The sequence below is a fragment of the Achromobacter sp. 1L-A-4-B-C2 genome, assembly GCF_057291955.1.
The window spans coordinates 85,439-98,024 of the sequence record NZ_JBXAWP010000003.1 but is presented as its reverse complement, the minus strand read 5'-3'; the positions used below and the strand labels follow the sequence as shown (position 1 = coordinate 98,024).

Below are 12,586 nucleotides of genomic sequence, written 5' to 3'. Positions count from 1 at the left end.
GACTATCAGGCGTATCTTGCTTGGATAGATGCTGGAAACACGCCGGAATCAGGCCCCAGCGCGCAAGGGCTTGGTGACCAGCCGGATAACGAAGCGGCTGAAAGTTCGCCCGGCTGATACCGAAAATTTCTCCACGGGTAGGAACGCGGCTGCGAGGGCTAGCGCGGTAATCGTGGCCGCGCCAGCGACTGCAACCGCGCCCTCTGCGCTGACTTGGCCGCCATCCCCCAACCAGAGATACATACCGGCCCCCACGGTGTAGAAGGCGGTCAGATGGGTCAGGTAGAGCGGAAAGGAAATGCGCGCGAGCCATTGAGAAATCGGCAGGTCTAGGAAGTGCTGGGCGGTGGGCGACAGGATACAGGAACCGAGAATCGCCGCCGAGGTAACCGAAAGTGGGATGGTGCCGTCAGCAGGGAAGCGAAGCCCGGCCGCCACCAGTGTCAATGCCAAGCAGGCCAGCGCAAAAAGGTTTGCGGCGCGTGTTGGTCTGGGCCGCATCGCGGATTTCATGAGCGCGATCCCCATGCCGAGGGCGAATGGAAGCAAGTAGGAATTGGCCCACCATGTGAACGCGCAGAAGGTGCAGACGGCCGCGACCTGCACAACTCGTGATGAGCCGCAAGCCAGCAGCACTGCAAATATGAGAAACGACCCTAGCAATTCAAAAGGCATCGTCCATAGGGCGGCGTTAAGGAAAATCGCGTCTACGGGCGGAAACCGGTACACGTCCAGGAAGGCGAACCGCAAGACGTCAAGGCCGCTGGGCGCGGTGCTAAAGCCGAGTGAAAGCCAAGGGCTCCCCGCTGCCAAGCCAGCGGTATGGTTGTGCGCAAGCCCAGACATGCTGACCAGATACGCGATAACCACGGAGGCGGCGATGGGAATGGTGAGCCGAGGATATCGACGTAGCGCCAGGGACAAAACGTCTATCCGGTTTCCGGTCTGGAAGTAGCCGATGGAAAGGACGTACCCAGACAGGACGAAGAAAACAAACACGGCCAGCCGGGCATCTAGGAAAAATGGGAGAGGCGGGAATGAATGTCCTGCCAACAGAAATACCGGGCCGAGGTGGCCAAAGACTACGAATAGGGACGCCCAGCCCCTTAGACCATCCAGGTATGTCTCACGCATTTTGTCACCGGTTTTTTGGGTGATTGTAGGACCAATTAATCCGACCCGCTCCGGCGGGTTTTTTTACGCCTGGAGGCGACTGTAATGAGCAAGTTCCAACTTTCGCAGCGCAGCCTGACGCGGCTTGTCGGCGTGCATCCCGATCTGGTCGACGTGGTGAAGCTGGCGATTCAGCGCACGCCCGTGGATTTCACGGTGGTGGAGGGCGTGCGCACGGTCGCGCAGCAGCGCGAATACGTCGCCAAGGGTGCCAGCCAGACCATGAATAGCCACCACCTGCCGCAGGCGGACGGGCTGGGCCACGCCGTGGACCTGGCGCCGCTGATCGGCGGGGCCATCCCGTGGGACGACTGGTCCAAGTTCAAGGACCTGGCCGACGTCGTGAACTCGTGCGCGTCCGAGCTAGGCGTGCCGGTGGAGTGGGGCGGCAATTGGAAGACGTTCAAGGACGGCCCCCATTTCCAGATCCCGCGTGAATGGAAGTCGCGCACGGCCACGGAGGCGTGATGCAGGAGAACCTGGGATTCATGCTGTCCGTGGTGGGTGCGGATGCGGTGAGCGCAGCGGCGGCCGGCGAGCCGCTGACGCTTTCCCAGATCGTCGGATATCTGGTGGCGACTCTTATCGGGGGTGGTGCTGTATGGAAGGTGCTCCCGATCCTAACGGCACGGCTTGGCGTGTCGCTGGCCGGTGCCAAGTCGGAAAAGGACGCTATTGAACGACTAGAAGGCCAGTTGGCAGTCGAGCGCCAGGCCGCTGAGGCCGCGCGCATTTCCGCCAATGAGGCGCACAAGCAGCGCAACGAAATCTACCTGGAGCTGGCGAAGTTCCAGGCCCAGGTCGCTGCGCTGACTGAGCGGGCGGAATTTCAAGCGCAGACCATCGCCGACCTCAAATCCCAGGTGACCGCACTCAAGGAGGAAGTCCGTGGAAAAGCTGCATGAATGGTGTCTATGCCGGCACCCGAAGCTGGCACGCGTGCTGCGTAATATTTACGCAGTTTTGCTTGTCGCGGCGATCTTCGGCGGGGGCTACGCGCTGGGCAGCCTGCTGACGTGGAAAACGGCCATCGTTGCCATTGCCGAGCAGGTGGATGCGAACCACCAGCAGCGCGAAGACTACCGCCAAGCGCTGGCTGCCATGTCGGCAACCGTGAGCCGCGCGGCGGGCACGGCAGAGCAGGCCGCGGACAAGGTGGATAAGGCCGCAGATGCTGCCGAAGGCGCCATCAAGGCTGCCAAAGGAGCCGCGACCAAGGCCGGCACCGCTGCGACGAAAGCCACGGCCGCGGCCAAGTCGGCCAGCACGGCAGTCAGGAAGGTGGAAGAAGTACTTGCGCCAGCACCTGCTGCCCCAGCCCAAGTCCCGGAATGGTTGAACACGCCATGAACCCGCTGCTGCGGGCCGCGCTTCCCTATCTGATCGGTGCCGGGGCGCTGCTGGCCCTGGGCCTTGGTGTGGCTTGGTACGGGTCGCATCGGGAAGCAGAGGGTGTCACGCGCACGCAACTGGAGGCGGCAGCCAATGCCCGCCAGATCGAGGCGCAGTACCGGCGCCAGGAACAGGAGTTGGCGACCGATTATGCGGCTCGCCTAGAGGAAGCCAATGAAGCAACTCGTCTATCTATCGCTGATCGCGATCTTCTTGCTGCTAGCGCTGACGGCCTGCGGGACGCCATCGCTGCCCAGCGTGCCCGAGCCGCCCAAGCTGCCGCCCGCGCCGGAGTCTCTGAACAAGCCGCTACCCGAGCCTGGGATGTTCTCAAAACGTGCACGGACGAATATGCAGCGCTGGCAGCAGATGCTGACCGAACCATCGACGGATTGAGGGCTGGCCACGCCTGGGCAAGCGCGGTAGCCAAAGCCAAACGTTAAGTCTCCCGCGGCCCCCGGTCCTTCACCAGCTTGATCTCATCGTCCGCCCCGATCTCGCGCACCCATGATCCGCACCCCTCATCTGGGTAGACAGGGGCGATGCGGTGGCCAGGATCGCGGCGGCAGTACGGCCTGCGTCCCTGGTCGGTTGTTTCGCCGTGCCAGTGGGTACAGGTCCAGCACCCGCCGAGCTTTGGGGGCATGGGCTTGAGGTACGACATATCCGATTGCTGTTTATGCATCCAGTATATGACCTATTTTGCGGAGCGCAAGGGTAATTGCGGAGCAAAGCAAAAGGCCCGCAACAGTGTGCGGGCCTTGGTATTCTTGGTGGCGCATCCCTGATTCGAACAGGGGACCTGCGGATTATGATTCCGTCGCTCTAACCGGCTGAGCTAATGCGCCAACTTGTCCTGCTTTCCCCGTTTTTCAGTGCCCGGTTTGTTTCCAAATCCGTGTCGCTGATCAACGAAGAACGAAATTCTAGCATAAAACTTTTTTCGCGTGCAAGCGGGCGGCAAGCGAAAAATCAGCGTGCCTTTTCACGCATCCCTGGCCAGCCGAATACCCGAAAACTGCCAGCGCGCTTCCGGTGGAAAAAAGTTGCGGTAGCTGGCCCGGACATGGTCGCGCGGCGTCACGCACGAGCCGCCGCGCAACACGTATTGGTTGCACATGAACTTGCCGTTGTATTCGCCCACCGCGCCTGCGTCGGGCTTGTAGCCGGGATAGGCTTCGTACGAACTTGCGGTCCATTCCCAGGCGTCGCCAAACAGCTGGACCGGTCCGCCGGACGCATTGCGCGCGGGCGCGGGACGCGGGTCCAGGTGGCCGTTTTCCAGCATGTTGGCGCGGCCGGGAAACACGGGGTCGGTCTGCTGGCGCGCGGCGTGTTCCCATTCCGCCTCGCGCGGCAAGCGCACCCGGGCCCAGCGCGCATAGGCATCGGCTTCGTAGTAGCTGACGTGCGTGACGGGCGCCTGCAATTCCACTTCCCGCAGGCCGCGTAGCGTGAAGACCTGCCAGTCGTCGCGTTGGCCTTGCCAATAAAGCGGCGCGCGCCAGCCCTCGGCGCACACGCGGTCCCAACCTGCCGACAGCCACAGTTCGGGCCGCTTATAGCCGCCGTCGCGGATGAATTCCAGAAACTCGTGTTGGGTGACCAGGCGGTCGGCCAGGTAGTAAGGCCCCAGCAGCACCTCATGCGCCGGGCCTTCATTGTCAAAACCAAAACCGCGGCCGTCGTGGCCGATGCGCGTAATGCCGCCGCCATAGCGCGTCCACCCGGCCGGCGTGGCCGGCGGCAGTGCGGGCGAGCCCGGCGCCACGTACGCGGGCTTGAGGGGATTGAAGGACAGCATGTGCTTAAGGTCAGTCAGGATCAATTCCTGATGTTGCTGTTCATGGTTCAAGCCCAGTTCAAGCAGGGCATCAAACGCAGGATCATTGCCGCCCAGCCGCGAAATCAGGTCGTGCATGGCCGCGTCGACATGCTGCCGATATTGCTGGACCTCGGACAGGGCAGGGCGCGACAACAGCCCACGCTGCGGTCGCGGATGCTTGGCGCCGATGGCGTTGTAGTAGGAATTGAACAGCATCCTGTACTGCGGGTGAAACACGCTGTAGGCCGGGTGGAAATGCGTCAGCAGGAAGGTCTCGAAAAACCAGGTGGTGTGCGCCAGGTGCCACTTGACGGGGCTACAGTCCGGCATGGACTGCACTTGGCAGTCTTCAGGACTGAGCGGCGCTGCAAGCGCGGTGCTGGTGGACCGCACCGCGTCGTAGCGGTCATGCTGGCCGGCCTGCCCGCTTGCGTAGGGTCCGGTGGCGGGGTGAGTCAGCAGGCAGGCAGGTTCCATGGCGATCCTCCAGTGGCGTTGATGAACTGCCCGCGTCATGCACGGGCGCTGAAAACCGAAAACCAGCCGCGCGAATCCGACCAGTGGGCAATGTCGCCAAAGCCGGCGCGTTGCAGCAGGTCCGAGAACGCTTGCGGCGTGAACTTGTAGGAATTTTCGGTATGGATGCGTTCGCCTTCGCGAAATTCGCGCTGGCCCCCGGGCCACGACACACGCACCGCGCGTAGCGCTTCAAGATGCATTTCCACGCGCGACCGGGCGCTGTTGAACAGGGCGACGTGGCGCCAGTCGGCCACGTCGAAATCGCTGTCCAGCACGTTGTTCACGTGCCGTAGCAAGTTCAGATTGAACGCCGCGGTCAGGTGTAGTGCATCGTCATAGGCAGGCTCAAGCACCTGCTTGGGCTTGACCCGGTCTACCCCCACCAGCAGTCCGCCACCGGCGCATTGCGCGCGGATGCGCTTGAGCATGGCAAGCGCACTGTCCGGATTCAGGTTGCCAATGCTGGAACCGGGGTAGAAGAACAGGCGCTGCGCTGGCGGAACGCCCGCCGGCAACGCAAGAATTTGTGAGAAATCCTGGCCCACCGGAGTCACTTCCAGGTCGGGGTACGACAAGCGCAGGCGTTCCACGGCGGCTTGAAGATAATCGGCCGAGATATCGATGGGGATGTAGTGCTGGGGGCGTAAGCGCGCGAACAGGCGCTCGGCCTTGACGCAATCGCCCGCGCCCAGATCGATCATCGACTGCACCGGCCCGATGTGGCGTGCGATGTCGTGGGCGTGATTCTGAAAAATCTCGGCTTCGCAGCGCGTCGGGTAGTACTCGGGCAGTTGGGTAATGGCCGTGAACAGCGACGAACCCAGCGCGTCGTACAGAAACTTGGGGTCGATATGCGCCGGATCATCCAGCAGGCCGTCCCGCAGCTCTGCCTGTTCGGGACGGGGGGCCTGGGCCTCGTGCGCCACGAAAGACGGCGCTGCGGGGGCAAGCATTGCGGAAGGGGAAACCATGCGTTCATTCCTTTTTTGAGGCAGTTGAAGCGCATTGCAAGGGGGTTATTGTGGCGGCCAGGGGGGCTGCGGTGTCAAGCGCTAAGCCGCTGAATGCAATGGACTTTTACGAAATCGAAGCAGCGGGCCGAACCAGGGATGCCGCCCGCCCGGCGCTTCGCGGTAGCCCTACAGCAAGTTTCGGGCCGCTGAAATATCGGATTACGGCTGGTTGCGAAAGCTGGAGCGGCGCCGCCAAATGATCGGCACAATGGGGACATGGTCAACGGGGTGGCGTCGTTGACGTTGCGGCAACGCGGCGTGGCTCTCCCCCCTTGCGACCCCAATCTTCAAAGGAGCGACTATGAATCGAAAGCACCAACGCGCCGAGATGGCTCTGCACCGTGACCGGGTCAACGACAGCTTCCGCGATCTGCTCTCTGGAACCGAAGACCTCTTGCGTTCGACGGCTTCTTATACGGGCTCCGAGATTGAATCCGCCCGTGCTCGGCTGAAGTCGCAACTTGCCGAAGCGCGCCACCATGCGGGTGATTGGGAAGGCGCGGCACGCGAACGTGCTTATCGCGCCAAGGCCTACGCCGATGAATACGTGCACGAACATGCCTGGAAGTCGGTGGGCGTGGCGGCATTGGTAGGCGCCTTGCTGGGCTGCCTGGTGGCCAGCGGCCGGCGTTAAGCCGAAGTCGCCATGAGACCACCACCGGCCTTGGGCCGGGTAGTACGCGCGCCGGGCGCGCCTTCGTGGCTGCCCGGCGCGCGTCGTTGGGCGCACGCATTGGTGCTGGCGTGCGCGGCCACGCTGCTGGCGGCCTGCGCCCGGGTGCCGGACGCCGATGAACGCCAGGCCCGTAAAGAACAGGCCGGGCTGTCCGCCGAGGCCGCACGCGAAAGCTACCGGCGCGGCCAAGGCATTGTTGCCGACCCCAACACGCCGAAGGATGATTTCCTGGCGCGTCACCTGGCGGTCGAGCAAGCCGTCAGCGGCGCGCCTCTGTCGCCCGGCAATCAGGTCAAATTGCTGGCCGACGGGCCCACGACCTATCAAGCGATGCTGAAATCCATTGCACAGGCGCGCCGCTATGTGCACATGGAGACCTATATTTTTGAAGACGATGCCGAAGGCGCGCGCTTTGCCGAGGCGCTTATCGCCGCGCGCAATCGCGGCGCCGAAGTGTCTTTGATGGTCGACGCGGTGGGCACCATCAAGACGCCCGACGCCTTGTTTCAACGCTTGCGCGACGCAGGCGTTCAGGTGGCGGTGTTCAACCCCGTCAACCCGGTCGCCGCGCGCGCGGGGTGGTCACCGAACCAGCGTAATCACCGCAAGGTGCTGGTGGTTGATGGCAAGGTCGGCTACCTGGGCGGCATCAATGTCAGCAGCGTTTATGAGTCGTCGCCGGGGTCGGCCTCGGGCTCGACCCCCGGGTCGGGTGGTAAATCCAGTGGCGGCTCGGGCAGCGGCGCGGGCAAAGAGGCTGATGCCAAGCCGGACGATGAAAAACAAGACGGCCCGAAGGCCAAGGGCGATGCCAAGGCCGCGCCATGGCGCGATACGCACTTGCGCATCGAAGGGCCGGCCGTGGCGCAGCTGGAACAGGTGATTCAGGCCGGATGGGCGTCGCAATCGGATGAACCGATCAAGGGCGGCGGCACGCATGTCGCGCCGCCGACGGGGTCGACCACCGTGCGCATCCTGGCGAATCAACCCGATCGCAGCGACGGCTATACCGTCTATCTGACGCTGATGTCGGCATTTGAAAGCGCGCAGAAATCCATCCACATCACCATGGCGTACTTCGTGCCCGACCCGGCCTTTATCGACGTGCTATCGGCCGCCGCGCGGCGCGGTGTCGATGTGGTGTTGGTGTTGCCCGGGTTCAGCGATTCGTCGCTGGTCTTTAACGCCGGCCGCTCGCATTACACCGATCTGCTGGAAGCCGGCGTCAAGCTCTACGAGCGCCGCGATGCCTTGTTGCATGCCAAGACGGCGGTGGTGGACGGCGTCTGGTCCACGGTGGGGTCCAGCAATATGGACTGGCGCAGTTTCGCGCTGAACTACGAGATCAACGCGGTCGTGCTGGGCCCGGAATTCGCCGGCGAAATGGAAGCGCTGTTCCAGCGCGACGTTGCCGATTCCGTGCCCATCACCCCGGCAACCTGGCGGCAGCGTGGGGTGGACGATCGGTTCATGGAGTTCTTTTCGCGGATGTTCGAACGCTGGCTGTAGCGCCCGCGTCCGACCATCCGCCCCAAGCTGTCTCAAGCGGTCAGCGCTGCGTGGCTAGGCGCGGTGCTCGGCCAGCGCCGTGGTGATGTCTTGCGTGGGTTGGAACGATTGCGCCTGGGCCATGGCCCAGCCCACGCGAAACACCTGATGCCGGAATTCGCCTCGCAGCAGTTCACCTGGCGCCAACTCCGGAAACAGCGCCGACAACAAACGGATTTCGCTGGACGAGATGCGGCGTGCGATGTGATGCGGGCGCAGTTGGCCCGGGTGCGTCAGGCCCGCCGCCGCCAGAAGCTCGGCCAGCGCGTGCAGCGTATTGCGATGAAAGTTGGCCACGCGCTGGGCCTTGTCGGGCACCACCAGGGCGCGCTGGCGCAGCGGGTCTTGTGTGGTGACGCCGGTGGGGCATTTGCCGGTATGGCAGGCCTGAGCCTGGATGCAACCGATGGCGAACATGAAACCGCGCGCCGCATTGCACCAGTCGGCGCCCATCGCCATGACGCGCGCCATGTCGAAGGCCGTAATGATTTTTCCGGATGCGCCGATCTTGATGCGGTCGCGCAGGTTCACGCCGATCAAGGTGTTGTGCACCAGGCGCAGCGCTTCGCGCAGCGGTGTGCCTACGTGGTCCACGAATTCAACCGGCGCCGCGCCCGTGCCGCCTTCCGCGCCGTCCACCACGATGAAGTCCGGCGTGATGCCGGTTTCCAGCATGGCCTTGACGATGGCGAACCATTCCCAGGGGTGGCCCACGCAGAACTTGAATCCTACCGGTTTGCCGCCCGACAGTTCTCGTAGCCGCGCCACGAATTTCATCAAGCCGATAGGCGTGTCGAAAGCCGAATGGCTGGCTGGGGAGTTGCAATCCTGCCACGCGGCCACGCCGCGCGCTTCGGCGATTTCCAGCGTGACCTTGCTGGCGGGCAAGATACCGCCATGGCCGGGCTTGGCGCCCTGCGACAGCTTGATTTCAATCATCTTCACCTGCGGCGTACAGGCGTTCTTGATGAAGGCTTCTTCGGAGAATGCCCCCTGTTCGTCGCGGCATCCGAAGTAACCCGACCCGATGTTCCACACCAGGCTGCCCCCCGGCTGGCGGTGGTAGCGGCTGATGCCGCCTTCGCCAGTGTCGTGCGCAAAATCCCCTTGGCGCGCGCCTTCGTTCAATGCCAGCACGGCGTTGGCCGACAGCGCGCCAAAGCTCATGGCCGACACGTTGAAGGCAGACATCGAATAGGGCTGCGTGCAGTCCGGGCCGCCCACCGTGACACGAAAGTCCGTGTCATTGATGTGCGAGGGCGACATGGAATGGTTGATCCATTCGTAGCGGTCGCCGTACACGTCTTCCTGCGTGCCGAAGGGGCGCTTGTCGATTTCGCGCTTGGCGCGCTGATAAACAATGGAACGTTGCGCGCGCGAGAAGGGCGCGGCCTGCGTGTCGTCTTCCAGGAAATACTGGCGGATCTCGGGGCGGATGAACTCGAACAGAAAGCGCAGGTTGCCGATGACGGGATAGTTGCGCCGGATGGCGTGGCGCGTCTGGATCAGGTCGTAGACGCCAAGCGCGCCCAGCATCGCCAGCGGAACGGCGGCCCATAGCCACCACAGTGAATCGGTAGCCGCCAGGAAAGCGGTGACGGCAGCGCCGGCAAGGGTCAATAAAAAGGCCGTGTAACGGCCAAGCATCCAGCTCATGTTCTCTCCGGGGTGCGCAAGTGACGCCACCATACACCAGCCGGCGCGGCCGAAAAAAGAAAAGCCCCCTGAAAAGGGGGCGATGCGTGGAACACAGTTTTTCAGCAGCGGGCCGTCAGCAGCTGGAAGCCGGGGGCGTTTTCTCGACGGCCAGGCCGAAGGCGGGGCGCAAGCGCACGCCCAGCGCGCTGCCCGCGAAGGCGGCCGGCAGCCACAGCCAGGCATGCAGGCTGCCCGACAGGATGCCGCTGAAGTACGCGCCGATGTTGCAACCGAAGGCCAAGCGAGCGCCATATCCCAGCAACAGGCCGCCGATGACGGCGCCGGCCAGCGAGCGTGCGGGCACCTTCCAGACGGGGGCGAATTTACCGGCGGCGCTGGCGGCGGCCAGCGCGCCCAGCATCAGGCCGATGTCCATGACGGTGGTGACGTCCTGGCGCAGCGGCGCGCCCAGCGAAGGCTGCTTGCTCCAGTACGTCCAGCCGGCCACATCGCCGCTGACGGCGTTCAAGGCTTTGGCGCCCCACAAGGCAAAGGCGGATGTGATGCCCCACGGGCGGCCGGCCAGCGCCAGCGTGGCGAAGTTCAACACGACCAGCGCAACGCCGCCCCAGATCAGCGGCCACGGGCCTTGCAGCAGGGAAACGGGGCGCGCGGTGCGCGAGGCAAAGGAAATCACGTGGCCGTGGCGACGCTTTTCAAGCGCGGTGGTACCCCAGGCGATCAGGGCAAAAACCACCAGGTTGGCGATCAACGCGGGCGCCAGGCCCCAGGTCTTGATCAACGATGTGGGCGCCAAGGCGGGCAGCGTCGACCACCAGCTGAAATTGGCCGTGGCAACGACCGAGCCCACAATGAAGAACAGCAGCGTGACCAGCATGCGCGTGTTGCCGCCGCCCACGGCGAACAGCGTGCCCGACGCGCAACCGCCGCCCAGCTGCATGCCGATGCCGAACAGGAACGCGCCCAGCACCACGGACACGCCCGGGGGCGATACGAAGCCGGTGACGGGTTGGCCGAACAGCGTGCCGGCGGCCAGGAACGGGAAGAACAGCAGCACGCCCACGCCCAACATCAGCATCTGCGCACGCAGGCCCGCGCCGCGGCGGTCGGACACGAACACGCGCCAGGCCTGCGTAAAGCCGAAAGATGCGTGATACAGCGTGACGCCCAGCAGAGCGCCAATCACCCACAGTGCGCCCTGGCGCCAGCTGACGGTTTGAAGCAGATAGAGCGCGCCGGCCAGCAACAGCAGCAGCGCAATCCACAAGGGCTTGCGGTTGATGTGCAGCGGCGGCAGGGCCGAGGGCAGGGGCAAGGTCGAGGCGTTGGAACTCATGGGGCATCCCGGGGGGATTGAATCGGTTCAAAGCAAACGGGCGCGTGTAGGGGCGCCCGTGGAGATGCTTGAAAGTTTACGGCGGCGGTTTAATGGCTCAAACCATCTATTTGTGCTTGCGTAATAACTAAAAGTTATTAAAAGCAGAGGGACGGTCGCCGCGCTATTGCAGCCGCCACACCAGCGCGGCCAGCGTCAGCAGCAGCACCGGCAACGTCAGCACAATGCCCACCTTGAAGTAATAGCCCCACGTGATCCGCAGCCCTTTGCGCGCCAGCACATGCAGCCAGAGCAGCGTCGCCAGGCTGCCGATCGGCGTGATTTTCGGCCCCAGGTCGCTGCCGATGATGTTGGCGTAGATCATGGCGTCTTTCAGCGGACCGGTGGCGCTGGTGTCCGCAATGGACAGCGCGCCCACCAGCACCGTGGGCAGGTTGTTCATGACGGACGACAGGAACGCGGTGATCAGGCCCGTGCCCATCGCCGCGCCCCACAGTCCGTATTCGGCGCAGCGGTCCAGCACCTGCGCCAGGTGCGCGGTCAGGCCGGCGTTGCGCAGGCCGTAGACGACCAGGTACATGCCCAAGGAAAAAATCACGATGTGCCAGGGCGCCTCGCGCATGATCTTGCGCGTGCCCACGATGTGCTGGCGGCCGGCGATGACCAGCAGGCCCAGCGCACCGGCCGCGGCAATGGCGCTGACCGGAATGCCCATGGGCTCCAGCACGAAGAAGCCGGCAAGCAGCAAGGCCAGCACGATCCAGCCGGCACGAAAGGTGATGGGGTCGCGAATGGCGGACGCCGGGCTCGGCAATTGGCTGACGTCGTAGCGCGGCGGAATGCTCTTGCGGAAAAACAGCAGCAGCACCACCAGCGTGGAGCCCACGGCCATCAGGTTGACGGGCAGCATCACCGACGCATATTCGCCAAAGCCGATGCCGAAGAAATCGGCCGACACGATGTTCACCAGATTCGAGACAATGAGCGCGATGCTGCCCGTGTCGGCAATAAACCCCGCCGCCATCACAAAGGCCAATGACGCGCCCGGCCCGAAGCCCAGCGCAAGCAGCATTTCCATGACGATAGGCGTCAGGATCAGCGCTGCGCCGTCATTGGCGAACAGCGCCGACACCGCCGCGCCCAGCAGCACGATCAACACGAACAGCAGCCGTCCGCGCCCGCCGCCCCAACGCGCGACGTGCAAGGCCGACCATTCAAAGAAGCCGGCTTCGTCCAGGATCAGGCTGGTGACGATGATAGCGATAAAGGTGGCGGTGGCGTTCCAGACAATGCGCCAGACGTCCGCGATGTCGGCCAGGTGCACCACGCCCGTGGCCAGCGCCAGGCCAGCGCCGATGACGGCGCTCCAGCCTATGGACAAGCCTCTCGGCTGCCAGATGACCAGCGTGATGGTAAGAATGAAGATGGCGGCGGCAAGCAGCATG

General features: G+C 63.9%; 12 protein-coding genes and 1 tRNA gene. 6 read left to right on the top strand and 7 right to left on the bottom strand.

Annotated features, from left to right (window positions below; translation table 11 throughout):
• Positions 1 to 48: 48 nt before the first annotated feature.
• Positions 49 to 1,134, bottom strand: coding sequence for an acyltransferase family protein (locus AC0Z35_RS13830; RefSeq protein ID WP_485132469.1), 1,086 nt, complete (start codon positions 1,132 to 1,134; stop codon positions 49 to 51).
• Positions 1,135 to 1,218: 84 nt separating this feature from the next.
• On the opposite strand from AC0Z35_RS13830, the gene AC0Z35_RS13825 reads away from it, so the two are divergent.
• Genes AC0Z35_RS13825 through AC0Z35_RS13810 form a run of 4 tightly spaced genes read left to right on the top strand, consistent with a single transcriptional unit; the run spans position 1,219 to position 3,008 of the window.
• Positions 1,219 to 1,641, top strand: coding sequence for a M15 family metallopeptidase (locus AC0Z35_RS13825; RefSeq protein ID WP_485132470.1), 423 nt, complete (start codon positions 1,219 to 1,221; stop codon positions 1,639 to 1,641).
• On the top strand, positions 1,641 to 2,078 hold the full coding sequence (locus AC0Z35_RS13820) for a hypothetical protein (protein WP_485132471.1): 438 nt from the start codon (positions 1,641 to 1,643) through the stop codon (positions 2,076 to 2,078). The genes AC0Z35_RS13825 and AC0Z35_RS13820 overlap by 1 nt, the downstream gene beginning before the upstream one ends.
• A complete protein-coding gene (locus tag AC0Z35_RS13815) occupies positions 2,062 to 2,523 on the top strand; it encodes a hypothetical protein (RefSeq protein WP_485132472.1) in 462 nt (153 codons plus the stop codon). The genes AC0Z35_RS13820 and AC0Z35_RS13815 overlap by 17 nt, the downstream gene beginning before the upstream one ends.
• A complete protein-coding gene (locus tag AC0Z35_RS13810; RefSeq protein WP_485132473.1) occupies positions 2,520 to 3,008 on the top strand; it encodes a hypothetical protein in 489 nt (162 codons plus the stop codon). Before AC0Z35_RS13815 ends, AC0Z35_RS13810 begins: the two co-directional genes overlap by 4 nt.
• 328 nt (positions 3,009 to 3,336) lie before the next feature.
• Here AC0Z35_RS13810 and AC0Z35_RS13805 read toward each other — a convergent pair.
• From AC0Z35_RS13805 to egtD, 3 genes are all read right to left on the bottom strand, one after another.
• Positions 3,337 to 3,413 (bottom strand) — tRNA-Met (locus AC0Z35_RS13805).
• 137 nt (positions 3,414 to 3,550) lie between these two features.
• Positions 3,551 to 4,867 carry an ergothioneine biosynthesis protein EgtB gene (gene egtB, locus AC0Z35_RS13800; protein WP_104143251.1) on the bottom strand — a complete coding sequence of 439 codons (1,317 nt, stop codon included), beginning with the start codon at positions 4,865 to 4,867 and terminating at the stop codon, positions 3,551 to 3,553.
• Between the two features lie 35 nt (positions 4,868 to 4,902).
• Positions 4,903 to 5,880, bottom strand: coding sequence for an L-histidine N(alpha)-methyltransferase (egtD, locus tag AC0Z35_RS13795; RefSeq protein ID WP_046805507.1), 978 nt, complete (start codon positions 5,878 to 5,880; stop codon positions 4,903 to 4,905).
• Between the two features lie 343 nt (positions 5,881 to 6,223).
• Between egtD and AC0Z35_RS13790 the strand changes: the two genes are divergently transcribed.
• The gene (locus AC0Z35_RS13790) at positions 6,224 to 6,556 is read left to right on the top strand and encodes an ElaB/YgaM/YqjD family protein (RefSeq protein WP_046805506.1); all 333 of its coding nucleotides are present in this window, start codon (positions 6,224 to 6,226) and stop codon (positions 6,554 to 6,556) included.
• 12 nt (positions 6,557 to 6,568) lie between these two features.
• Positions 6,569 to 8,107 carry a phospholipase D-like domain-containing protein gene (locus tag AC0Z35_RS13785; protein WP_485132474.1) on the top strand — a complete coding sequence of 513 codons (1,539 nt, stop codon included), beginning with the start codon at positions 6,569 to 6,571 and terminating at the stop codon, positions 8,105 to 8,107.
• Between the two features lie 54 nt (positions 8,108 to 8,161).
• Here AC0Z35_RS13785 and AC0Z35_RS13780 read toward each other — a convergent pair whose 3' ends face one another.
• The 3 genes from AC0Z35_RS13780 to AC0Z35_RS13770 all read right to left on the bottom strand — a co-directional run bounded on the left by AC0Z35_RS13780 (position 8,162) and on the right by AC0Z35_RS13770 (position 12,585).
• Complete coding sequence (locus AC0Z35_RS13780; protein ID WP_104143252.1) at positions 8,162 to 9,802, bottom strand: FMN-binding glutamate synthase family protein; 1,641 nt, start codon at positions 9,800 to 9,802, stop codon at positions 8,162 to 8,164.
• A 115-nt stretch (positions 9,803 to 9,917) separates the two neighbouring features.
• Positions 9,918 to 11,141: a YeeE/YedE family protein gene (locus AC0Z35_RS13775; protein ID WP_485132475.1), complete on the bottom strand. Its 1,224-nt coding sequence runs from the start codon at positions 11,139 to 11,141 to the stop codon at positions 9,918 to 9,920.
• 163 nt (positions 11,142 to 11,304) lie between these two features.
• Positions 11,305 to 12,585, bottom strand: a complete 1,281-nt coding sequence (locus tag AC0Z35_RS13770; protein ID WP_120157412.1) for an arsenic transporter — start codon at positions 12,583 to 12,585, stop codon at positions 11,305 to 11,307.
• Position 12,586: the final 1 nt, after the last annotated feature.